This is a genomic window from Curtobacterium sp. MCLR17_045 (assembly GCF_003234405.1).
Lineage (GTDB): Bacteria > Actinomycetota > Actinomycetes > Actinomycetales > Microbacteriaceae > Curtobacterium > Curtobacterium flaccumfaciens.
The window spans coordinates 15,940-37,547 of record NZ_QKTB01000027.1 but is presented as its reverse complement, the minus strand read 5'-3'; the positions used below and the strand labels follow the sequence as shown (position 1 = coordinate 37,547).

Genomic DNA, 21,608 nt, shown 5'->3' with positions numbered 1-21,608 from the left:
CGGAGGCCCGTGGCGACGCCGCCACGGGCCTCCGGTCCGTCAGGTCGGTGCGTCAGGACTCCGTGTCGTCGACGAGCAGGTCCTCGTGCCGGTAGTCGTCGGCGCGCAGGCCGGCGCGGGCGATCATGTGTGTCGACACCGGCACCAGGAACAGCTGGAACACCATGATCGGCAGCACGACCCAGAACGCCGTCCACGTCCACACCGCGACGACGATGGCGGCCAGCGCGAGTGCGAGCCCGAGCACCTGCGGCTTCGCCATCGCGTGCAGGCGGACGAGCGGGTCCGGGAACCGGACGATGCCGACCCCGGCGCCGAGCGACAGCAGCGACCCGACGAGCAGCAGCCCGATGGCGATCCAGGCGCGGATGCCGGCGTCGTCGACGAACGACTCGATGATCTCGATCACGACTGGTCCTCCTCGGCGCGCTCGGGGGTGGTGACGGTCAGTCCCTCGTCGGACGGGTCAGCCGAGGGCGTGACGGCCCGGGCAACGGCGACCGTGGCGAACACACTCGTCGCCGAGATCACCACGAGCACGGGGATGCCGGTCAGGTCCTGGCGGATGACCATCGCGGCGGCGATCACCACGAGCACGGTGGTCAGCACCATGTCGGAGCCGATCATGCGGTCGAGGATGGTCGGGCCGCGCACGATGCGGAACACCGCGAGGGCGAACGTCGCCCCGAGGAGCGCGAGCACGAGCGCGACGGCGATGCCCATCACGACGACGGCGGGGCTCATCGGGTCACCTCCGGCAGGGGCTCGGACAGCTCGGAGACGTCCTGCTTGGATCCCAGTGCGCGGATGACCATGGCCTCGATCCGGAGTGCGACGCGGCGTTCGTCCTCGACCTGCTCGAGGCGCTCGGTGTCGAGCACGTGGAGCAGCAGGCGACGGCGCCGCAGGTCCACGTCGGCGACGTACGAGCCGGGCACGAGCGAGATCGCGAGCGTGGCCAGGGTGAAGGTCATCTCGGAGGTCGAGTGCAGCTGCACGAGCGTGATCGAGCTCCGCCGCACACCGCGGGGACGGAACGCGACCCAGGCGACCCGGAATGACGCCACGACGACGAGCCCGGACCAGACCGCCAGGAACCGCAGCACGTGCACGATCGAGAACCGTGCGGACAGGGGGACCGGCGGGAGCGGCAGCGCCTGGGTGACGATGAGCGCCACGACGATGCCGCACAGCAGCGTCAGCGGGGTCCACGACCCCCAGAGCAGCGCCCAGAGCACGGTGAGCCCCGCGACCAGGGGCACGTCGTAGCGCCACGCCAGCGCGATCCGGCGGGCGTTCGAGATGCGGCGGACGTCGGTCATCGCTCACCTCCGAGCACGGCCTGCACGTAGCGGTCGGGCGACTCCAGCGACTCCGCTGCGCGGGTCGCGTAGCCGTAGAGCGGGCCGGCGACGACGGTCAGGGCGACGGACCCGAGCACCGCGACGGTCGTCACGCCGACGAGCATGCGCGGCAGGCGCACCTTCTCGGGAGCCTCGCCGACCGCCTCGGTCGCGCCGGTGGTCGGACTGGAGGCACGGGCCGCGTGCGGTGCGTCGGTGACCGTCACCGAGCCTCCCGGGTGGTACGCCTCGCCCGTCTCCTCGGAGACGGTGAGCGGCGCCGGTTCCGGCGACCGCAGGTGGGCGTGCGGTTCGGCGCTCGTCGCGTGCGGGGCGGCGGCCTCGGCCGCCGGCTTCGGCCGCCAGAAGGCGGCGTCCCAGACCCGCATGAGCGCGTACAGGGTGAGCAGCGAGGTGACGACGCCGGCGCCGATGGTGACGTACGCCATCGGGGAACCGTCCTCGGCGGCGGCGCGGAACAGGCCGAGCTTGCCGATGAAGCCGGAGAACGGCGGGATCCCGCCCAGGTTGAACGCGGGGATCAGGTACAGGGCGGCCAGCAGCGGTGCGGCCTTCAGCAGTCCGCCGAGCGACCGGGTCGAGGTCGTCCCGCCGACGCGCTCCATCAGACCGGACACCAGGAACAGCGTGGTCTGCACGACGATGTGGTGCACCGTGTAGAACACCGCTGCCGCCGTCCCCGCGACGGTGCCGAGTCCGACGCCCATCACCATGAAGCCGATGTGGCTGATCAGCGTGAAGGACAGCAGCCGTTTCACGTCGGTCTGCGACACCGCGCCGAGCACCCCGACCACCATCGTCAGTGCGGCGACGACGAGCAGCACCTCGTTGAGTTGTGGTCGCGGGAAGATCACCGTCTCGAGCCGGATGATCGCGTAGATGCCGACCTTGGTCAGGAGGCCCGCGAAGACCGCGGTGACCGGTGCCGGGGCCGTCGGGTACGAGTCCGGCAGCCAGAACGCCAGCGGGAACACGGCCGCCTTGATGCCGAACCCGATCAGCAGCATCGTGTGCAGGAGCAGCTGGACGTGCTCCGGCAGGTCGGCGACGCGCTCGCTGATCTGGGCGATGTTCACCGTGCCGGTGGCGCCGTAGACCAGCCCGATGGCGGCGAGGAAGATCGCCGACGCGATCAGGCTCGTGACGATGTACGTCGTGCCGGCCCGGACGCGCTGTTCACTGCCGCCCAGCGTGATGAGCACGTAGCTCGCCACCAGCAGCATCTCGAACGCGACGTACAGGTTGAACAGGTCACCGGCGATGAACGAGTCGAGCACGCCGGCGGCGAGCACCAGGTACGTCGGGTAGAAGATCGTGACCGGGGCGTCCTCGTCGTCGGCGGCCAGGCCCTGTCCGATCGAGAAGAGCAGGACGAGCAGCAGGACGCTCGCACTGACGGTGAGCAGCAGTGCGCTGAGCCGGTCGACGACGAGCGAGATGCCGTAGGGGGCGTCCCACCCGCCGACCTGCACCACGATCGTGCCGTGCCGGTCGACCAGGACCATGAGCGTGGCGGCGACGGCCAGCGCCACGACGAGCACCACGACGGTGATCGCACGCTGGAGCTTCTGGTGCCGGAGGAGTCCGAGCGCGACCGCGGCACCGAGCAGCGGGACGAGGACGAGGAGCGGGACGAGCCAGGTCATCGGGTCGCCTCCTGTTCTGCGTCGGTGGTGGTCTCCGGGTCCTCGTCGGCCGCCTCGTCGCGGTCGCGGCCGATGGCGGCATCGGCCTCGTCGACCTCGACCTCGTCGGCGCGGGACAGCTGCCACGACCGGTGGATCAGGGCCAGCAGGAACGCGCTGACGGCGAAGGTAATCACGATCGCGGTCAGGGCGAACGCCTGGGGGAGCGGGTCGGTGATGCCCTCGGCGCTCTTGCCGATCGGCGGATCGCCCGCGGCGCCGGACATCACCAGCAGCAGCAGGTTGAGCGAGTTGCCGAGCAGCAGGAAGCCGAGGAGCATCCGGGTCAGGGAGCGTTCGAGCAGCAGGTAGACGCCGCACGAGAACAACACCGCCATGGCGATCACGAGGACGAGGGTGACGGTCACGTGGCGCTCCCTTCCGGGGTGGGGGCATCGAGGGCGTCGCTGACGGACCCCTCGGTGGTGTCGCGGGTCGGGGTCGAGGCGTCCTCGAGGCGCTGCCGGTCGACCTCGGCACCGAGGCTGCGGAGGACGTCGAGCACCAGGCCGACGACGACCAGGTAGACGCCGATGTCGAAGAACGTGGCGGTGACGAACTCGACGTGCCCGAGGATCGGGACGGTGGCCTCGAAGAACTCGGAGTACAGGGCTTCACGGCCGAAGAACAGCGGCACGATCGCGGTGATGGCTGCCGTCGCGACCCCCAGGCCGAGCAGACGACCGGCACGCACCGGAGCCGCTGCACCGAGTTCGGCCGGGCCGCCGGCCAGGTAGCGGGCCGCGAGCGCGATGCCGGCGACCAGGCCACCGGCGAACCCACCACCGGCCGAGTTGTGCCCGGCGAACAGCAGGTACACCGACAGCACGATCAGGCCGTGGAACAGCAGGCGGACGACCACGTCGAGCAGTGCCGAACGGCCGGTCGGGATCGCGGCGCTCGTCGGCAGCCAGGCGCGGGGCTCGCCGTCGGTGCGCTCGCCGTTCGCGGTCAGGGTCTCCGGCAGGTCCCGCAGCCGGGGCAGGGTGTCCTCGCGCGAGTTCACGAAGATCAGGCTCGCGACGCCGGTGGCCGCGGCGACCACGACCGTGAGCTCACCGAGGGTGTCCCAGCCGCGCAGGTCGACGAGGGCGACGTTCACCACGTTCAGACCGTGCCCGAACGAGCTCGTCAGCGCGGGCAGGTCGGGCCAGAGGGGGCGTGCCGTCCGGGCCGAGGCAGCGACGACGACGACGATCGCCAGCGTCAGCCCCGCCAGCCCGGCGAAGAGCGCCCGCACGACCCGGAACCGCGACGGGTTGGTCGTGGCGATGCGCGGGGGCAGCCGTCGGAGCACCAGGACGAAGGCGATCAGGGTGACCGTCTCGACCACGAGCTGCGTCAGGGCGAGGTCGACGGCGCCGTGCAGGACGAACAGCACCGAGAGGCCGTAGCCGGTGACGCCGACCAGGACCGCGGCGGCGAACCGTGTCTTCGCCGTGAGCACCGCGATGCCCGCGATCGACATCACGATCATCACCGGGATCTGGCCCCACGAGTCGGCGAACCGGACGTGGAACTCCCACGGCCCGCCGAGCACCAGGTTGGCGAGCGCCCCGGCGACGAAGACCGACAGGATCACGGTCAGGTAGTAGGGGAGCGAGCCGCGCTGCAGGCTCGCGGTGAGTCCGGTCGCCCCACGGTCGAGCAGTCGCATGCCGTGCCGGTACGTGCCCGCAGCGCTCGGGAACCCCGCGAGCCGGTGCTGGAGCGCTTCGACCGGACGACGCAGGGCGAACAGTGCGAGGCCGCCGACCAGGGTGATCGCGGACAGGCCGAGCGCGGGTTCGAGGCCGTGCCAGAGCGCGAGGTGCGGGACCTCCTCGCCGCCGAGTGCTGCGGTCGTGGCAGCGGGCTCGATGCCGTGCGCGACCACCGGGGTCAGCAGGCCGAGGGCCACGCCGGTCAGTGCCAGGATCGACGGCACCACCCCCAGGCCGTGCAGGGCGTGCGGTTCCGTCTGGGCGACGCCGGGCTTGCGGGCGAACGCTCCCCAGAAGAAGCGGAGCGAGTACGCCACGGTGAGCACCGATCCGACGGTCACACCGATCAGGGCGAACCAGGCCCAGCCGGCGTCGGGGCCGTGCAGGGACTCGGTGAACCCGGTCAGCACGGCTTCCTTCGCGACGAACCCGATCGTCGGCGGGATCCCGGCCATCGACAGCAGCGCGAGCACCGCGACGACCGCCAGCCACGGGCGGGCGCGGCCGAGCCCGCTGAGCCGACCGAGGTCACGCGTGCCGGTGACGTGGTCGATCGCGCCGACGACCAGGAAGAGCGTCGACTTGAAGGCGGCGTGGGCCACGAGGAGCGCGACCCCGCCGAGGGCGACCGCGGGGGCACCCCAGCCGGCGGCGAGCACGAGGAACCCGAGCTGGGCCACGGTGCCGTAGGCGAGCAGGAGCTTGAGGTCGGTCTGCCGCAGGGCGCGGTACCCGCCGACGAGCATCCCGGCGACGCCGAGCAGCGTGATCGTCTCGCGCCAGCCGTCGAGCAGCGCGAACGCGGGGGCGAGCCGGGCCACCAGGTAGATGCCGGCCTTCACCATCGCCGCGGCGTGCAGGTACGCGCTGACCGGTGTGGGTGCGGCCATCGCGGCGGGGAGCCAGAAGTGGAAGGGCACGATCGCCGACTTCGTGAGCGCCCCGAGCAGCACGAGGACCACCGACACCGAGACGACCGTGCCGCTCGGGGGATCGGCGACGATCGCGGACAGCGAGGTCGTGCCCGCCGTGACCGAGAGCATCACGAGGCCCGCGAGCATCGCCAGGCCACCGGCGGTGGTCACCACGAGCGCCTGCATGGCGGCGGCGCGACTGGCACGCTTCGCGGCGTCGTGCCCGATGAGCAGGTAGGAGAAGACCGTCGTGGCCTCCCACAGGACGAACAGCACGATGACGTCGTCGGCGATCACGAGCCCGTACATCGAGCCGGCGAAGGCGGTCAGGACCCCGGCGAACCGACCGAGCCCGGGTTCGTCCCGCTCGAAGTACGAGGCGCAGTAGACCAGCACCAACGCGCCGACGATCGACACCACGAGGGCGAGCACCCACGACAGGGCGTCCATCCGCAGCGTGACGTCGAGGTCGAGCTGGGGGACCCACTGGTGCCGTTCGACGACGCTGCCGTGCAGGGCGGCGTCGGTCTGCGCGATCGTCAGCACCGCCGCCGCGGCGGGGGCGAGGGCCGCCACGTAGAAGACGCGGCGGCCGAGGACGGGGGTCAGGGCGGGGACGATCAGGGCGACGATCGCGAACGCGACGAGGACGAGGACCATCGGGCACCTCCTCGGGGTCGGGCTGCAGTCCGGCTCACTGGGCTTTCACAGCCTACGGAGGAGGCCATGTGGAGAACCTGTGCGGCCGGACAGCAGTCCGCTCAGGTCCGGCCGTGCGCGCGAGCGGGGATCTGGGTCGCGAGCTTGCCGCCGGAGACGTCGAGCAGGGTGCCGGTGATGTACCCGGAAGCGTCGCTCGCCACGAAGACGAGCAGGTCGGCGACGTCGTCCGCGGTCTCCCACCGGCGGAGCGACAGCGTGTCGAGCAGGCGGTCCTGCGCCTCGGCCGGCATCGTCGCGAAGCCGTTCATCGCCGTCGGCACCATGCCCGGTGCGTAGGCGTTCACGGTGATCCCCCACGGGCCGAGCTCCGACGCCAGGACCCGGGTGAACGAGACGACGGCGGCCTTCGACGCCGCGTAGGCAGCGCTCCCGACGCTGGGCACGATCGCCGCGAACGATGCGGCGTTGATGATCCGACCGCGCCCGGCCGCCTGCATCACCGGAGCCACGGCCTGGCTCATCAGGAACGTGCCGCCGAGGTTGACGTCCATGCAGCGGCGCCAGGCGTCCCACTCCAGTTCGGCGACCGTGCCCGTGACGTTGATGCCGGCGTTGTTCACCAGCACGTCGATCGTGCCGTGCCGCCGGACGACCTCGTCCACGGCGTCGCGCACCGACTGCGGGTCGGCGACGTTGCACACGACGTGGTCGAGCGGGAAGCCCGGCTCGAAGGCCAGGTCGAGCGCGACGACGCGACACCCCTCGCTGACGAAGCGGTCGGCCAGCGTGCGGCCGATCCCGCGCGCTGCGCCGGTCACGACCACCACGCGGTCGGTCAGGTCGAGGTGCATCGTTGCTCCCGTCGTCGGTGCCTTGAATAGGCATACTATTCGAGCATGACGGATCAGCGTGTGCTCTGGGTCACGGGTGGGGGCAGCGGCATGGGGGCCGCGAGCGCCGAGGCAGCGGCGCGGGACGGCTGGACCGTGGTCCTCAGCGGGCGCCGTGCCGACCGGCTCGAGCAGATCGCGCGCACCGTCCGCGGCGCCGGGGGAACCGCGGACGTCCTGCCCCTCGACGCGAACGACCCCGACGCCGTCACCGCCGCGCGGGACACCGTGCTCGACCGGCACGGGCGGCTCGACGGGCTCGTGCTGGCGGCCGGGCTCAACGCCCCGAGGCGCCGGTGGGACGACCAGTCGCTGACCGACTTCCGCGCGATCGTGGACACGAACCTCACCGCCGTCGTCTCGCTGGTGGACGCCGCGCTGCCGGCACTCCGCGCGGCCGGCGGCGTGGTCGTCGTCGTGTCGTCGTACGCCGGGTGGTCCTTCCAGCCCGGAGCGGGTGTCGCGTACTCGGCGAGCAAGTCCGCGCTCGCGTCGGTCGTCCGGACGCTCAACCAGCAGGAGGCCGAGCACGGGGTGCGTGCCACCCACCTGTGCCCGGGTGACGTCGCGACGGACTTCCTCGACCAACGGCCCGAGGTCCCCGACGCGGCCGCGCGGCAGCGCATGCTCCAACCGGAGGACATCGGGCGGACGGTCGCCTTCGTGCTCGGGTCGCCGGCGCACGTGCGCATCGACGAGCTCGTGCTGTCGCCGGTCTCGCAGCGGTGACGAGCACCTTCGAACGGGTCCTCGACCAGGTCGGTGCCGCTGTCGTCTCCGGTGCGGTCGCCGTGGGCAGCCGCCGGAGCGTCGACGACCTGGTGACCTGGACGGGCGCCAGTCGCAGCATCGTCCGCGAGGCCGTCCGCGTCCTCGTCGCGCTCGGCCTGCTCAGCGCGCGGCGCCGGGTCGGCGTGACCGTCCTCGACGTGCGGGAGTGGGACGTCCTGGACCCGCGCGTGGTGCGGTGGCGCCTGCGGGGCCCCGACGGTGACCGCGTGGCGGTCGAACTCCGCGAGCTGCGCGCGGCGGTCGAACCCGCCGCCGCTGCCGCTGCGGCCCGGCGAGCGGCGCTCGACGCGTGCGCGGACAGACGGGAGGACCTCCGCACCACCGCGGACGAGCTCGCCGCCGCCGCGACCCGCGACGTCCGCCTCGACTTCGTGGCCGCGGACGTGCGGTTCCACGCGCTCGTGCTCGACCTGTCCGGCAACGCCCTGTACCGACGCCTGCACCAGGTCGTCGGCCAGGTGCTGCGCGAACGCGGGGGCATCCGCCCGGACCTCCACGACGTCGGCCTCCACCTGGCACTCGCCGACGCCGTCCTCGACGGCCGCCCGGACGACGCGGCCTCGACCATGCGGGCGATCGTCGACCGCACGTGAGCGGGGCGCGCCGGACCTGCGAGGATGGACCCCGGCGCGCCCCTCCGGCGCCCGTGGAGGGTGAGTCGTGGACGCAGCACAGGACCTGGTCGTCCAGCTCGTCGGCACCCCGTGGGCGTTCTTCGTGGTCGGCCTCGTACTCGCCGTGGGCAGCGTCGCGGTCTTCCTGCCCAGCCAGGCACTCGTCGTCGCGATCGGCACGCTCCTGGTGGGCGGTGACGGCGGTCTCCTGCCGGTCCTCTTCCTCGTCGTCGCGGCGTCGATCGGGATGGTCCTCGGTGACCTCGGGCTCTACCACCTGGCGCGGTCGGTCGACCTCGGCTCGAAGTCGTGGTTCGCGCGTCCGAAGGTCCGCGCGGCCCGGGACGCCATCGACGGCCGCTACCGTGCCGCTCCCGGGCGCATCGCGGTGCTCGGACGCTTCATCCCGATGGGCCGGTTGACGACGAACCTGGTCGGCGCGGACAGCGGGCTCGACCTCCGGCGGTTCCTGCTCAGCTGTGTGCTCGCCGACGTCGTGTGGGCCGCGTACTGCGTCGGCATCGCCTCGGCCACCGGGCGCTGGAGCCGCGAGCAGCCCTTCCTCGTCACGACCCTCGCGGTCGTGGCGTCGATCCTGCTCGGCCTCGCGATCTCCGCGATCGAGAAGGCCGTGCGACGCCGGAGCGAGGCTGCGGCCGCGGCCTGACGAACGTAGGCTGAGCACCCCGTTCGAAGGAGAACCCGTGCTGCTCGACGACCTCGTACCGGACCCCGACGCGCTCGAGCGCATCGCCACCGGCAGCACCTGGGCCGAGGGGCCCTGCTGGCTCCCGTCGACGCGCACGCTGCGGTGGTCCGACATCCCGGGTGACCGGATCCTGCAGTGGCACGCGGACTCGGGGGAGACCTCGGTGTACGCGGACGGTGTCGAGTTCACCAACGGCCGCACGCTCGACCGGGACGGCAGCGTCGTGCAGTGCTCGCACGGGCTGCGTCGGGTCGAGCGGGACCGCGACGGCGTCGTCACGCCGATCGTCGACGTGTGGGACGGGGGCCGGTTCAACTCCCCGAACGACGTCGTGGTCGCGCGGGACGGCGGCGTCTGGTTCACCGACCCCGCCTACGGCATCACCCAGCCGCGCGAGGGACACCCGGGCGTGCGTGAGTACGGCGACCACTGGGTGTTCCGGTGCGGCCCGGCGGGCGAGGACCTGCGACCAGTGGCGACCGACCTGGACGAGCCGAACGGCCTGGCCTTCGACCCGGACGAGCGGGTGCTGTACATCGCGAGTTCGTCGGGCGACGAGCCGGTCATCCGCGCCTACGACCGCCGAGGCGACCTGCTGAAGAACGGCCGGGTGTTCGCGCGGCTCGAGCCCGGAGAGGGTGCGCCGGACGGCATCCGGGTCGACGTGCACGGCAACGTCTGGTCGTCCTCGCACCGCGGCGTCGTCGTGTTCGACCCGACGGGTGCCCGTATCGGTGCGGTCGCCGTGCCGGAGGTCACGTCGAACCTGTGCTTCGGCGGCGACGACGGTACGACGCTGTTCCTGACCGCGACGACGTCCGTGTACCGGATCGCCACGACGACGCGGGACGCTGCCGTATCCTGACTCGGCCATGCAGTGCGACTACTTCGACCGCGGGGTGTGCCGGTCGTGCACGCTCATGGGCCAGCCCTACGCCGACCAGGTCCTCGACAAGGAACTCCGCACGCGCGAGCTCCTGCACGCCGCGGTCGAGGCCGCCGGAGGCCCCGGAGCGGTCTCCTGGTCGCCCGCGATCACGAGCCCGGAGTCGGGGTACCGGAACAAGGCGAAGATGGTCGTGGGCGGGACCGTCCAGCACCCCACCGTCGGCATCCTCGACCACCGGCAGCGCGGGGTGGACCTGCGGCACTGCGGGATCTGCACGCCCGGCATCCGGCACGCGTTGCCCGTGCTGGCCGAGTTCGTCTCGACCGCCGGGCTGATCCCGTACGACGTCGCCGCGCGCCGGGGTGAGCTCAAGTACGTCCTGGTCACCGAGTCGCCCGACGGCGAGTTGATGATCCGGTTCGTGCTGCGTTCCGAGGGGCAGCTCCCGCGGCTCCGCCAGCACCTCGACGCCCTGCGTGCCGTACTGCCGAACGCGGTCGTGGTGACCGCCAACCTGCTGCCCGAGCACAAGGCCGTCACCGAGGGCGACCGCGAGATCGTGCTGACCGAGCAGGAGACCCTGCCGATGCGGCTCGGCGGGATCACGATGCACCTGCGGCCGCAGAGCTTCTTCCAGACGAACACCGGCGTCGCGACGGAGCTGTACGCGCAGGCGACGGCCTGGATCGACGAGCTCGACCCGGCGTCGATGTGGGACCTGTACTGCGGCGTCGGCGGGTTCGCGCTGCACGCTGCCCGTCCCGGCCGCGTGGTGACCGGCATCGAGACGAGCGCCGAGGCGATCCGCTCCGCGAAGCAGTCCGCTCGTGAGGCCGGCCTCGAGGGACTCCGGTTCGCCGCCGACGACGCGACCGAGCACGCCCTCCGGGCTCGTCCGGATGCGGTGCCCGAGCTCGTCGTCGTGAACCCTCCGCGTCGCGGGATCGGGGAGCGGTTGTCGACCTGGCTCGAGGAGTCGGACGTCCAGCACGTCGTCTACTCGAGCTGCAACCCGGTGACCCTGGCGAAGGACCTGGCACGCATGCCGTCGTTCCGGCTGCGCCGGGCCAGGGTGCTCGACATGTTCCCGCAGACCGGGCACCTCGAGGCCGTGACCCTGCTCACGCGGGCCTGATCCCGACCGTCGATCGGCATTGCCAGGGAATTGCCAAGGACACGTACCCGAGTACGCCTCGATCACCATGGCCATGGGCATCGAGCCGTTCAGGTTCTGGGGCGGGGTACATAGCATGCACGGGTAGAACCGTTTGTCTCGGTTTGATAACGGTCAAGAGTTTCCTATGGTTGCCGACCGAGGTGCCGCCGGCCCGATGACCACTGCCCCCGGTGGCGCACCCCCACAACTGACCGCGATCGGTCGGGGTGGGCAGTGGATCCCGCAACAGATGCGGCTCGTGACCCCGGTGGAGCAATCACATGAAGAAGCTTTCCCGTACCCGCACCATCGTCGGTGGCCTGGCGTTCGCCGGCATCGCCGCGACCGGTGTCGGCCTCGCGGCAGCCCCCGCGAACGCAGCGTCCGGTTCGACCTGGGACCAGCTCGCGCAGTGCGAGTCCGGCGGCAACTGGGCCATCAACACCGGCAACGGCTACTACGGCGGCCTGCAGTTCAACCTCGGTACCTGGCAGGCGAACGGTGGTGCGGGCAACCCCGCCTCCGCCAGCCGCGAGGCCCAGATCGCCGTCGCCGAGCGTGTCCTCGCCTCGCAGGGCTGGGGTGCCTGGCCTGCCTGCTCCGCCCAGCTCGGGCTGAGCGGCACCAGCGGTGCAGCGCCCGCCGCGGCGGCTCCGGCCCCCGCACCGGCTCCGGCGCCCGCACAGCAGGCTGCCCCGCAGCCCGCCGCTCCGGCACCGTCTCCCGCCGAGCAGGCCGCCCCGCAGCCGGCCGCGCCGAGCACGACCGAGTCGACGCCCGCCCCGGCAGCGACGACGCCGAGCAAGCCCGCCCCGGTCAAGACGAGCGGCAAGACGTACACGATCGCCTCGGGCGACACGCTCGACACGATCGCGACGAAGCTCGGGATCGACGGCGGCTGGAAGCAGCTCTGGGCCGCGAACACGTCGACCATCGACGACGCGAACCTGATCTACGCCGGCCAGGAGCTCCAGCTCCCCGCCTGATCTCTCCGCAGACCGAACACGACGACGCCCCACGACCTCGAGTCGTGGGGCGTCGTCGTGCGTGCGGAGCCGGGCTACTGCGGGTTGTCCGCGAGCCAGCCGGCGACGTCGTCGGACCGGAGCGCCTGGGACAGGGACCTGACCGCGAGCTGGTTCAGCGTCACGATCGACTGTCCGTCCGGTGACGTCCCGGAGCCCGCCGTCGGCACCGTGAAGGTCACGAGGTCGTCGGCCCGGACCGCGCGGAGCGACCACCCGAGTTCCGCCATCCGAGCGAACGTGAACCCCGCGTCGACCGACAGGTGCGCACTGGTCGCGGCGACGAAGTCCTGGATGCGCCCGGGGTTGGTGACCGTGCCGCGGGACAGCAGTCCGTCTACGACGCCGCGCATGAACGCCTGCTGGTTGCGGACCCGGGTGTGGTCGGCGTCGGCGAAGGCGTGACGCTCCCGCACGAAGGCGAGTGCGTCGGCGCCGTCGAGGCGGTTCGTCCCCGCCACGAAGTCGTGGTGGGCGGTCGAGAAGGCCTGCGGGGAGGACACGGTCACGCCGCCGAGGGCATCGGTCATGTCCTCGAACCCGGTGAAGTCGATCTCGGCGACGTGGTCGACCCGGACGTCCAGGAGCTGCTCGACGGTCTGCACGGTCAGGGGTACCCCGCCCCAGGCGTACGCGGCGTTCATCTTGGCGCGCCCGTGCCCGGGGACCTCGACCCAGGAGTCCCGCATGATCGACATCAGGTAGACGTGCTGACGATCGGCGGGCACGTGCGCCAGCATCAGGGTGTCCGAACGCCCGCCGGACGTCGAAGGGCCACCATCGGGGTTGCCCTGCGCCCGGGAGTCGGAACCGATGAGCAGGACGTTCTCACCTGACGTCGGCGTCGGTCGGGTGCCGCTCGGGAACGGGTTCGTGATGGTCTCGCGTCCGGCGTCGAAGCTCCGAGCGAGACCGCCGACGAACGCACTCGCGACGACGGCGACGACCAGGGCGACGCCGACGAGCGAGCCGAGCGTCGTGATCAGCGCGACGAGGAACGGCCGCCGCCGTCTGCTGCTGGCGGCGTGGTGAGTGTGTGCAGCGGCCGCGCGGGCGGCTCGGCGTTCGGACATGCGGGGCTCCTGTGGTCAGGTCGGCACGCACCGACCGCAGGATCTTATCGCATGTGGTATTTCATGAACAGTGTGTCACTCGGACTGCGGCTTGGCGAGCAGTTCGCCCAGTGCCGTCCGGAGTGCGGAGTCCTCCGGCAGGACCTCGCGCTCGATGTGCCGCGCGGTCTCCCAGGCGGACCGGCCAGCGGACGTCACGCTCACCACGCGGCGGCGACGATCGGCAGGGTGCGGGGTGCGCTCGACCAGGCCGTCCCGCTCCATCCGCTCGAGCGTGCGGGACATCGTCTGCGGCTGGACCCGGGCGGTGCGGGCGATGGTGTCCGCGCCGGTCGGACCGGTCCGGATGAGGATGTCGATCGCGACGACCGCGGCGTGCGAGAGCCCGATGGCGCGGAGTCGTTCGTCCCAGTCCCGCTCGACGGACCGTGCAGCCGCGGACAGCAGGCGCCCGAGGGGCCACTGCTCGCTCGTGTCCTGCATGCCGTGATTCTATGGTCGCCAGGAGCGCTCGACCGTCAAGTAATCAGCATGCTGACGATCGGTGTACGCTCACCGACGTGTCCCGCTTCCTCCGCATCGTCCTCCCCGCGCTCGTCATCGTGGTCTGGCTCGGCATCGCCTCGGTCGGCGGTCCCTTCTTCGGCAAGATCTCCGAGGTCTCCACCAACGACCAGACCTCGTTCCTGCCCGCCTCGGCCGACGCCACGAAGGTGCAGGAACGGTCCTCCGAGTTCCGCGACGAGTCGGGGGCGCCCGCGATCATCGTCCTCGAGCGCGACGGCGGCCTGACGTCGACCGACCTCGCCGACGCGAAGACACTCGCCACGACGCTGTCCGACCGCGACGACGTCGATGCCGTCAGCCCGGTGATCCCGAGCGAGGACGGCGACGCGGTCGAGATCGTCGCCACGCTCACGCAGGACGCCGAGACCGGAGATGCGGTCGAGGCCATCCGCGCCGACGTCGACGACGCACTGCCGTCCGGTGTCAGCGGCTACGTCACCGGCCCGGCCGGGTTCACCGCGGACCTGACCGAGGCCTTCGCCGGCATCGACGGGCTGCTGCTCGGGGTGGCGCTCGCCGCGGTGTTCGTGATCCTGATCATCGTCTACCGATCACCCCTGCTGCCCGTCCTCGTGCTCGGGACCGCCACGTTCGCCCTGTGCGCCTCGATCCTCGTGGTCTGGTGGCTCGCCAAGGCCGACATCGTGACGGTCAACGGGCAGGTGCAGGGCATCCTGTCGATCCTGGTGATCGGCGCGGCGACGGACTACGCGCTCCTGTACACCTCGCGCTTCCGTGAGGCCCTGCGCGACCACCGCACCGGCTGGGACGCGACGAAGGCCGCCCTGCGGGGGAGCCTCGAGCCGATCCTGGCCTCGGGCGGCACGGTGATCGTCGGGGTGCTCTGCCTGCTGCTCTCCGACCTCAACTCGAACAAGGCGCTCGGCCCCGTCGCGGCCATCGGCATCGCGTTCAGCCTGCTCGCCGCCCTGACACTCCTGCCCGCGCTGCTGCTCGCGTTCCGCCGCGCGGCGTTCTGGCCGCTGCGCCCCGCGTTCGGCAGCGCCCACCCCGTGCTCACCGGTCCGGACGCCCGCGGCATCTGGGCGCGCGTCGGCCGGCTCGTCGCCCGGCGGTCGCGGGTGGTGTGGATCGTCTGCACGGTCGGCCTGCTCGCGATGGGTGCCGGCCTGTTCGGACTCAAGGCGGACGGGGTGCCGCAGAGCGACCTGATCATCGGGTCGTCGCAGGCCCGTGACGGTCAGGACGTGCTGGCCGACCACTTCCCGGGCGGCTCGGGCAGCCCCGCGCAGGTCATCGGCGCGGAGCGCGACCTCGACCAGCTCGTCGACGCGATCACCGCGGTGGACGGGATCGACGGTGTCGTCGCCGCAGCGAAGGACAGCCCCGCCGGGACCGTCCCGGTGACCGGGTCCGCCGCCGGCAGCGGCACGCCGACCGTCTCCCGCGGTGACGTCCTGCTCGAGGCGACGCTGTCCGATGCCGCCGACTCGGACGCCGCCGAGCAGACCGTCCGCGACCTCCGCACCGCCGTCGAACGGGTCGACCCGGGAGCGATCGTCGGTGGCGTCACCGCGACGGCGGTCGACACGAACGACACCGGCATCCGTGACCGCACCCTGATCATCCCCGTGGTGCTCGTCGTGATCCTGCTGATCCTGATGCTCCTGCTCCGGAGCATCGTCGCGCCGCTCGTGCTGATCGGCAGCGTGATCGTGTCCTTCGCGGCGGCCCTCGGTGTCGGAGCGCTCGTCTTCGACCACGTGTTCCACTTCCCGGGCGCGGACCCGAGCGTGCCGCTGTACTCGTTCGTGTTCCTGGTGGCACTCGGCGTCGACTACAACATCTTCCTCATGACACGAGTGCGTGAGGAGGCGCTGCGGCACGGTCCACGCGAGGGCGTCCTGCGCGGACTCGGCGTGACCGGCGGAGTGATCACGTCGGCGGGCGTCGTGCTCGCCGCCACGTTCGCCGCCCTCGGCGTGATCCCGATCCTGTTCCTCGTGCAGATCGCGTTCGTCGTCGCGTTCGGCGTCCTGCTCGACACGATCGTGGTTCGTTCGCTGCTCGTGCCGGCGCTGGCCTACGACCTCGGGCACCGCGCCTGGTGGCCGTCGCGCCTCTCGCGCACGAACCCTGACATGTGACACGCTGGACCCATGCCAGTTCCCTCGACGCAGCCCGCTGCCGAGCGCAAGCTCCTCCGTGACACGGTGCAGGACAAGATCCGCGACGCCATCATGGACGGCACGCTCGAGCCCGGGGAACGGCTCAACGACGACGACCTGATCGCCTGGCTCGGGGTCTCCCGCACCCCGATCCGTGAGGCCCTCGCCGAACTCGCCCGGGCCGGCCTCATCGAGATGGCGCCGAACCGCTACACCCGCGTCGCGGCGCCGACGAAGGGGGAGCTCCTCGACGCGTACCGCACCCTCGGCGTGATCTACGGCGGCGTCGTGCGGCTCGCGGTGCCCCGGTTCACGGACGCGCAGCGCAAGAAGATCGTGAAGATGCTCGACGACGTGCACGCGCGGGTGAGCGCCGACGAGCAGGACCAGGTGGCGCGCGACGGAGCCGGCATCTACGCCATGTGGGCGGATGCGTGCGGCAACCCCTCGCTCGTGCAGCTCTGCAACTCGACCACGGACGGGCTCTCCTTCAAGCTCCGCGTGCCGGAGCTCGCCGAGCTCCTGCCGGCCGACGTGATCCTGCCCGAGCTGACGAAGCTCAAGGACGCCGTCGTCGCGAAGGACCCCATCGCTGCCGAACTCGCCATGGAGGCGATCCACCTGCTCCCGTCGCGCGGCTAGCGCGACCAAGAGCCGGACTGGAGGCCCGTGGGGACGCCGCCACGGGCCTCCAGCCCGTCACGGGGTGACGGCGAGTACGGGGCGACCTTCCAGGCGCATCCCATGTCCGTTCCCCGCGTGGCGGTTATGGTTTCCCGGTGAGCAACGAACCCGAGCAGACGACCGAGCCCGCACACCGCGGTGCTGCGACGCCGCGCCACGGGCGCCAGAAGCGACGCGCAGGCGTCGTGTTCCCGGCCGTCGCGGGGGTGCTCACGATGGCCCTCCTGCTGGGCGTCGGGTACGCCGGGTACGCGTACAACCAGCTGTCCGACGGCGTCACGATCGTCAACGCGATCACCGGCAAGAAGGACACGAAGGACGACGTCGACGGCAAGGCGCAGAACATCCTGCTCGTCGGCGACGACCACCGGCCGGAGAACGCCACCCCCGAACAGATGGCGGAACTCAGCACGACGTCGGACGGTGGTGCGACGAACACCGACACGATGATCGTGCTGCACATCAACGCCGACGGCAGCCAGGCGACGATGATCTCGTTCCCCCGTGACTCGTACGTCGACATCCCGGACGTCGGCAAGGGCAAGCTCAACAGCGCCTTCTACTACGGCACGCTCAACGGCGGTGGCGACACCGGCGGTGCGAAGATGCTCATCAAGACGATCGAGAACCTGAGCGGCCTGCAGATCGACCACTACGTCCGCGTCTCGCTGCTCGGCTTCTACCAGGTCGTCAAGGAACTCGGCCCGGTGCAGGTCTGCCTCAACCAGGCGACCAGCGACCCGTACTCCGGCGTCGACCTGCCGGCGGGCAAGTCCTCGCTCAACGCGAAGGAGGCGCTGTCCTTCGTGCGACAGCGCCACGGCCTGCCGAACGGTGACCTGGACCGCAACGTCCGCCAGCAGTACTTCCTGTCGCAGGAGGCCCGGAAGGTCACGTCGGCGGGGACGCTGCTCAACCCGGTGAAGATGGGGAACATCCTCAAGGCCGTCGGCGGATCGATCCAGACCGACACCGACCTCATCGACCTGGCGTCACAGATGCGCAACCTGCGGCCCGGCAACATCCAGTCCGCCACCATCCCGACGCTCGGCACGCCGACCATCTACGTGAACGGCTCCGCCCTGTCGATCGTCGAGGTCGACACCGTCGGCCTGCCCGCGTTCGTGCAGGGCCTGGTCGGCGAACCCGAGGCGTACACGAAGGCGGGCCGCGCACAGCCGGCGAACACCTCGGTCACCGTGCTGAACGGCAGCGGGGTCGAGGGCGCTGCGACGGCTGCGGGGCAGGTCCTGACCGCCCGCGGCTTCCAGGTCGCCCCGGCCGGCTCGTCCGCGACGACGAAGACCACCCAGGTGCAGTACCCCGCCGGTCAGGAGTCGCAGGCGAAGGCCATCGCGTCCGTGGTGCCCGGCGCCGTCGCCGTCCGCACCAGTGCGGTCACCGGTGTCACGCTCGTGCTCGGCACCGACGGCAAGACCGCGAAGCCGGTCGCGACCGAGCCGAGCGCCGGGGCGTCGACGCCGTCGACCGGCGGTTCGAGCACCGGCTCGAAGCCGACGAAGAAGCCCGCGAAGGAGCCGACGGCCAAGTCGACCGACGTGCACAACTACGGCACCGAGGGCACCTGCATCAACTGATGGGAACCCGCCGGGCAACCGGTCGGTAGGTTCTCGGTGTGACCAGCGCCGCACGCCCGATCGTCCTGATGACCTACAACATCAAGAACCCGGACCCCGCGCACGACTGGCCGGCCCGCCTGCCGGTCGTGCTCGACCTGATCCGCCGGCACGACCCCGACCTGCTGTGCGTGCAGGAGGCCTTCGCGCACCAGATGGACGACCTGCGTGCCGGCCTGCCGGACCACGCCGACGTCGGACAGGGGCGCGAGGGCGGTGACGCCGGCGAACACGCGTCCGTCTTCTACCGCCGCGACCGGTTCCGGCCGTCCGACGAGGGGTCGTTTTGGCTGTCGGACACCCCGGACGAGCCCGTCTCGAACACCTGGGGCAGCCTGTACCCGCGGATCGCGAACCACGCCCGGTTCCTCGACGCCGAGGGGCCCGCGTTCACCCTGCTCACCACGCACCTGGACCACGAGCCCGGTGCGCACGGTGACGAGGTCCGGGGCCGGAGTGCCGCGCTCATCGCCGAACGACTGGCTGGCACCACCGGCCCGGTCGTGTTCGCGGGGGACTGCAACGAACCCGCGGGCAGCGGGACGGCCTCGCGGGTGTTCGCCGAGGCCGGGTTCGCCGACGCCTGGCTCGCCGCGGGGGACCCCGCCGACCACACCGCCACGTTCAACGACTGGCAGCCGCCGGTCGACTCGGGCGAGCGGATCGACTGGGTGCTCACCCGCGACGTGAGCGCCGTGGACCGCATCGTGATCGACCACGACGGCCCCGAGACCTGGTTCGCCAGCGACCACTTCCCGGTGATCGCGACACTGCGGGTCTGAGTCGCTTCAGCAGCTCCGCTGCGCGTGGACGGGCATCGGTGAACCGAGCACCGTGACGGTCGTCTCGTTCGTCAGGGCGGAGACCCCGTTGGTGCCGGCGTCGCCGGAGTGCTCGCTCGACTCGTCGTCGTCGTCGTGCCGGTCGGCCCAGCCCTCGCGGAGCAGGAGCTGCCAGGCGCGCGAGTCGTCCGAGCCGTAGGACACCCGCTCCGAACCGGGAGCGTCGGCGATCTCGTCCGCGATGTCGTCGCCCACCCGGACACCGCCCGGGCCGGTCAGCTCGATCTGCCGGCCGAGCACGCTGCGGACCGAGTCGCGCAGCACCCGGATCTCGACGGCGTTGCCGGCCGCCGCGTCGGTCGTCAGCGCTGCGACGCGGATGGCGCCGCCCCAGGTGTAGGTGGTGCCCGCGGGGAAGCATGCCCCGCCGTCGCCCTCGGCCGTCTGCGTGCGGGACGGTGTGCCGAGCAGACGGTTCAGGACGCTCACGGTCAGCCCGGAGTCGCGCATCGAGGACTCCACCACGGTGTCGTCGCCGTTCCGGAGCACGAGTGCCTCGGCGTCGAGCTCGATCGAGTCCACCCGTCGGAGTTCCGCCTTCGTCACGTGCACCGGAGCGGCGTCGTGCGAGGTCTCGGCGGCCACGGCCACGTCTGCCCCGAGCCCGGCGGTGCCGTCGAACGCGAGCGCACCGGCCGAGAAGGCCAGCACGGCGGCGCCGAGCGCCAGCAGGGTCCGAGGAGTCACCGTTCGACGGTAGGGCCTCGACCGGAACAGAACGACAGGTGTTACCGAATCGGAGCCTGCCCGTCACCGGACCGTGACAAACGAGGATCACGCACCTGCGGCCCTGGAGCGGTGCGGTCGACGGGCGCAGGCCGCTCCGCGCAACGGGGGACAGCCTCCTGGACGGCCCGCAGCGACCCCCTGCGTACCGTCGGCGGCATGACGGACCAGCAGAACGACCAGACCGGGCCTGACCAGTACGTGATGCAGGACCCCACGAAGATGTACGCCGACAAGAAGCCCGACGAGCAGTACCTCGAGGGTGCCGGCACCGACGCGGAGATGGCGCAGAACGTCCCCGCCGACCACGGTGAGGACACCTACCGCGGCTCGGGTCGTCTGACCGGCCGCAAGGCGCTCGTCACCGGTGGCGACTCCGGCATCGGTGCCGCCGTGGCCATCGCCTACGCCCGCGAGGGTGCGGACGTCGCGATCTCGTACCTGCCCGAGGAGCAGGAGGACGCCGACCGCATCGTCGGGCTCATCGAGGCCGCCGGACGCAAGGCCGTCGCACTGCCGGGCGACATCACCTCGCTCGAGGTCTGCGAGCAGCTCGTCGCCGACGCGGTCGAGCAGCTCGGTGGCCTCGACATCCTGGTGAACAACGCCGGCAAGCAGCAGAACGTCGACGACATCACGAAGATCTCCGACGAGGAGTTCGACGAGACCTTCAAGACGAACGCCTACGCGACGTTCCGGATCACGAAGGCGGCCGTGCCGCACCTGCAGCCCGGCTCCACGATCATCAACACGACGTCGATCCAGGCGTACGCCCCGTCGCCCCACCTGGTGCACTACGCGGCCACGAAGGCGACCGTGAACAACATGGCGAAGGGCCTGGCCGCGCAGCTCGCGCCGAAGGGGATCCGCGTCAACGCGGTCGCCCCTGGCCCGATCTGGACGCCGCTGCAGCCGGCCGGCGGTCAGCCGCCGGAGGCGCTGCCGAGCGCGGGCGAGCAGACCTACCTGGGTCGCTGGGGCCAGCCGGCCGAGCTCGCGCCGGCCTACGTGTTCCTGGCGAGCGGTGAGTCGTCGTACGTCGTGGGCGAGACGCTGCACGTCGACGGTGGGATGCCGACGCCGTAGGGCGCCTGTTCCTGACGGGACTCTGACGGGAGGCGCGGTGCCGGTGGGTACCGCGCCTCCCGTCGTCCCTGTGGTCGGGTCCAGGGCGCCTGGTCGCGTCAGCAGCTGACGGAGCGCGCCATCCGCTCGAGGAGCTCGCGCGCCGACATCGCGGCGGCCAGCTCGACCTCGACGGGGTTGATGCCGATCGCCTGCTCGAACGCGCGACGGCGGGCCTGGTCGGCGATCGGCACTTCGGGGCGCTGGGGCAGCACGGCGATGGCCCGGGCCGCGGCCTCGAACGCACCGGCGGGCCGTCCGAGCTGTTCCCACATGGCCCGGACGTCGTGCGCCACCTGGTCGGGGTCGCCGCCGAACTCGAAGCCGGTCGAGGCCATGGTCGCGAGTCCCTGGGCAGTGGGGTCGTTCGGGGTCATGCCGGCATGGTCGCACGGGCGGCCGCGAACCGGCTCGACGTCGT

22 protein-coding genes are annotated in these 21,608 nt (G+C 71.6%); 11 read left to right on the top strand and 11 right to left on the bottom strand.

The features are described 5' to 3' along the window. Positions 1–52 precede the first annotated feature (52 nt). From mnhG to DEJ05_RS14555, 7 genes are all read right to left on the bottom strand, one after another. Positions 53–409, bottom strand: coding sequence for a monovalent cation/H(+) antiporter subunit G (gene mnhG / locus DEJ05_RS14585; RefSeq protein WP_071245814.1), 357 nt, complete (start codon positions 407–409; stop codon positions 53–55). Then, a complete protein-coding gene (locus DEJ05_RS14580; RefSeq protein WP_051597118.1) occupies positions 406–744 on the bottom strand; it encodes a hypothetical protein in 339 nt (112 codons plus the stop codon). Before DEJ05_RS14580 ends, mnhG begins: the two co-directional genes overlap by 4 nt. Beyond that, positions 741–1,322, bottom strand: coding sequence for a Na+/H+ antiporter subunit E (locus tag DEJ05_RS14575; protein WP_111028654.1), 582 nt, complete (start codon positions 1,320–1,322; stop codon positions 741–743). The genes DEJ05_RS14580 and DEJ05_RS14575 overlap by 4 nt, the downstream gene beginning before the upstream one ends. Then, entirely contained in the window at positions 1,319–3,010 is a 1,692-nt protein-coding gene (locus DEJ05_RS14570; RefSeq protein ID WP_111028653.1) for a Na+/H+ antiporter subunit D, read from the bottom strand. Before DEJ05_RS14570 ends, DEJ05_RS14575 begins: the two co-directional genes overlap by 4 nt. Beyond that, positions 3,007–3,417, bottom strand: coding sequence for a Na(+)/H(+) antiporter subunit C (locus DEJ05_RS14565; protein ID WP_110865552.1), 411 nt, complete (start codon positions 3,415–3,417; stop codon positions 3,007–3,009). Before DEJ05_RS14565 ends, DEJ05_RS14570 begins: the two co-directional genes overlap by 4 nt. Beyond that, a complete protein-coding gene (locus tag DEJ05_RS14560; protein ID WP_111110769.1) occupies positions 3,414–6,326 on the bottom strand; it encodes a Na+/H+ antiporter subunit A in 2,913 nt (970 codons plus the stop codon). The genes DEJ05_RS14565 and DEJ05_RS14560 overlap by 4 nt, the downstream gene beginning before the upstream one ends. A 101-nt stretch (positions 6,327–6,427) precedes the next feature. Next, on the bottom strand, positions 6,428–7,180 hold the full coding sequence (locus tag DEJ05_RS14555; RefSeq protein WP_111110768.1) for an SDR family NAD(P)-dependent oxidoreductase: 753 nt from the start codon (positions 7,178–7,180) through the stop codon (positions 6,428–6,430). A 45-nt stretch (positions 7,181–7,225) separates the two neighbouring features. Here DEJ05_RS14555 and DEJ05_RS14550 point away from each other — a divergent pair, with 45 nt between their 5' ends. The 6 genes from DEJ05_RS14550 to DEJ05_RS18415 all read left to right on the top strand — a co-directional run bounded on the left by DEJ05_RS14550 (position 7,226) and on the right by DEJ05_RS18415 (position 12,365). Beyond that, a complete protein-coding gene (locus DEJ05_RS14550; protein WP_181440735.1) occupies positions 7,226–7,948 on the top strand; it encodes an SDR family oxidoreductase in 723 nt (240 codons plus the stop codon). Beyond that, complete coding sequence (locus DEJ05_RS14545) at positions 7,945–8,604, top strand: FadR/GntR family transcriptional regulator (protein WP_111110766.1); 660 nt, start codon at positions 7,945–7,947, stop codon at positions 8,602–8,604. Before DEJ05_RS14550 ends, DEJ05_RS14545 begins: the two co-directional genes overlap by 4 nt. A gap of 67 nt (positions 8,605–8,671) precedes the next feature. After that, a complete protein-coding gene (locus tag DEJ05_RS14540; protein ID WP_111110765.1) occupies positions 8,672–9,292 on the top strand; it encodes a DedA family protein in 621 nt (206 codons plus the stop codon). A 40-nt stretch (positions 9,293–9,332) separates the two neighbouring features. Then, a complete protein-coding gene (locus DEJ05_RS14535; RefSeq protein ID WP_375334585.1) occupies positions 9,333–10,199 on the top strand; it encodes an SMP-30/gluconolactonase/LRE family protein in 867 nt (288 codons plus the stop codon). Positions 10,200–10,206: 7 nt separating this feature from the next. Beyond that, positions 10,207–11,358, top strand: a complete 1,152-nt coding sequence (gene rlmC / locus DEJ05_RS14530; RefSeq protein WP_111110764.1) for a 23S rRNA (uracil(747)-C(5))-methyltransferase RlmC — start codon at positions 10,207–10,209, stop codon at positions 11,356–11,358. Positions 11,359–11,660: 302 nt separating this feature from the next. After that, a complete protein-coding gene (locus tag DEJ05_RS18415; protein ID WP_111110763.1) occupies positions 11,661–12,365 on the top strand; it encodes a transglycosylase family protein in 705 nt (234 codons plus the stop codon). Between the two features lie 74 nt (positions 12,366–12,439). Here DEJ05_RS18415 and DEJ05_RS14520 read toward each other — a convergent pair whose 3' ends face one another. Together DEJ05_RS14520 and DEJ05_RS14515 are read right to left on the bottom strand one after the other, a co-directional pair. Continuing rightward, positions 12,440–13,477 (bottom strand): LCP family protein, encoded by a 1,038-nt coding sequence (locus DEJ05_RS14520; RefSeq protein ID WP_111110762.1) that lies wholly within the window; start codon positions 13,475–13,477, stop codon positions 12,440–12,442. A gap of 75 nt (positions 13,478–13,552) precedes the next feature. Further along, positions 13,553–13,960, bottom strand: coding sequence for a MarR family winged helix-turn-helix transcriptional regulator (locus DEJ05_RS14515; protein ID WP_111088394.1), 408 nt, complete (start codon positions 13,958–13,960; stop codon positions 13,553–13,555). Positions 13,961–14,037: 77 nt separating this feature from the next. Here DEJ05_RS14515 and DEJ05_RS14510 point away from each other — a divergent pair, with 77 nt between their 5' ends. The 4 genes from DEJ05_RS14510 to DEJ05_RS14495 all read left to right on the top strand — a co-directional run bounded on the left by DEJ05_RS14510 (position 14,038) and on the right by DEJ05_RS14495 (position 19,276). Continuing rightward, positions 14,038–16,152: an efflux RND transporter permease subunit gene (locus tag DEJ05_RS14510; protein ID WP_111110761.1), complete on the top strand. Its 2,115-nt coding sequence runs from the start codon at positions 14,038–14,040 to the stop codon at positions 16,150–16,152. Positions 16,153–16,164: 12 nt separating this feature from the next. Next, positions 16,165–16,815 carry a GntR family transcriptional regulator gene (locus DEJ05_RS14505; protein ID WP_111040062.1) on the top strand — a complete coding sequence of 217 codons (651 nt, stop codon included), beginning with the start codon at positions 16,165–16,167 and terminating at the stop codon, positions 16,813–16,815. A 137-nt stretch (positions 16,816–16,952) separates the two neighbouring features. After that, complete coding sequence (locus DEJ05_RS14500; protein WP_111024584.1) at positions 16,953–18,455, top strand: LCP family protein; 1,503 nt, start codon at positions 16,953–16,955, stop codon at positions 18,453–18,455. Positions 18,456–18,493: 38 nt separating this feature from the next. Next, positions 18,494–19,276 carry an endonuclease/exonuclease/phosphatase family protein gene (locus tag DEJ05_RS14495; protein ID WP_111110760.1) on the top strand — a complete coding sequence of 261 codons (783 nt, stop codon included), beginning with the start codon at positions 18,494–18,496 and terminating at the stop codon, positions 19,274–19,276. Positions 19,277–19,282: 6 nt separating this feature from the next. Here DEJ05_RS14495 and DEJ05_RS14490 read toward each other — a convergent pair whose 3' ends face one another. Continuing rightward, complete coding sequence (locus DEJ05_RS14490; protein ID WP_111110759.1) at positions 19,283–20,023, bottom strand: hypothetical protein; 741 nt, start codon at positions 20,021–20,023, stop codon at positions 19,283–19,285. Positions 20,024–20,221: 198 nt separating this feature from the next. Between DEJ05_RS14490 and DEJ05_RS14485 the strand changes: the two genes are divergently transcribed. Further along, entirely contained in the window at positions 20,222–21,148 is a 927-nt protein-coding gene (locus tag DEJ05_RS14485; RefSeq protein WP_110858602.1) for an SDR family oxidoreductase, read from the top strand. A gap of 98 nt (positions 21,149–21,246) precedes the next feature. On the opposite strand, the gene DEJ05_RS14480 is transcribed toward DEJ05_RS14485, so the two are convergent. After that, on the bottom strand, positions 21,247–21,564 hold the full coding sequence (locus tag DEJ05_RS14480; RefSeq protein ID WP_027467174.1) for a hypothetical protein: 318 nt from the start codon (positions 21,562–21,564) through the stop codon (positions 21,247–21,249). Positions 21,565–21,608 lie beyond the last annotated feature (44 nt).

Excerpts from the sequence above, each read along its gene's own strand:
- DEJ05_RS14580 (WP_051597118.1), bottom strand. The coding sequence starts at position 744 with ATGAGCCCCGCCGTCGTCGTGATGGGCATCGCCGTCGCGCTCGTGCTC.
- DEJ05_RS14575 (WP_111028654.1), bottom strand. The coding sequence starts at position 1,322 with ATGACCGACGTCCGCCGCATCTCGAACGCCCGCCGGATCGCGCTGGCG.
- DEJ05_RS14570 (WP_111028653.1), bottom strand. The coding sequence starts at position 3,010 with ATGACCTGGCTCGTCCCGCTCCTCGTCCTCGTCCCGCTGCTCGGTGCC.
- DEJ05_RS14560 (WP_111110769.1), bottom strand. The coding sequence starts at position 6,326 with ATGGTCCTCGTCCTCGTCGCGTTCGCGATCGTCGCCCTGATCGTCCCC.
- DEJ05_RS14555 (WP_111110768.1), bottom strand. The coding sequence starts at position 7,180 with ATGCACCTCGACCTGACCGACCGCGTGGTGGTCGTGACCGGCGCAGCG.
- DEJ05_RS14550 (WP_181440735.1), top strand. The coding sequence starts at position 7,226 with ATGACGGATCAGCGTGTGCTCTGGGTCACGGGTGGGGGCAGCGGCATG.
- rlmC (WP_111110764.1), top strand. The coding sequence starts at position 10,207 with ATGCAGTGCGACTACTTCGACCGCGGGGTGTGCCGGTCGTGCACGCTC.
- DEJ05_RS18415 (WP_111110763.1), top strand. The coding sequence starts at position 11,661 with ATGAAGAAGCTTTCCCGTACCCGCACCATCGTCGGTGGCCTGGCGTTC.
- DEJ05_RS14520 (WP_111110762.1), bottom strand. The coding sequence starts at position 13,477 with ATGTCCGAACGCCGAGCCGCCCGCGCGGCCGCTGCACACACTCACCAC.
- DEJ05_RS14515 (WP_111088394.1), bottom strand. The coding sequence starts at position 13,960 with ATGCAGGACACGAGCGAGCAGTGGCCCCTCGGGCGCCTGCTGTCCGCG.
- DEJ05_RS14505 (WP_111040062.1), top strand. The coding sequence starts at position 16,165 with ATGCCAGTTCCCTCGACGCAGCCCGCTGCCGAGCGCAAGCTCCTCCGT.
- DEJ05_RS14485 (WP_110858602.1), top strand. The coding sequence starts at position 20,222 with ATGACGGACCAGCAGAACGACCAGACCGGGCCTGACCAGTACGTGATG.
- DEJ05_RS14480 (WP_027467174.1), bottom strand. The coding sequence starts at position 21,564 with ATGACCCCGAACGACCCCACTGCCCAGGGACTCGCGACCATGGCCTCG.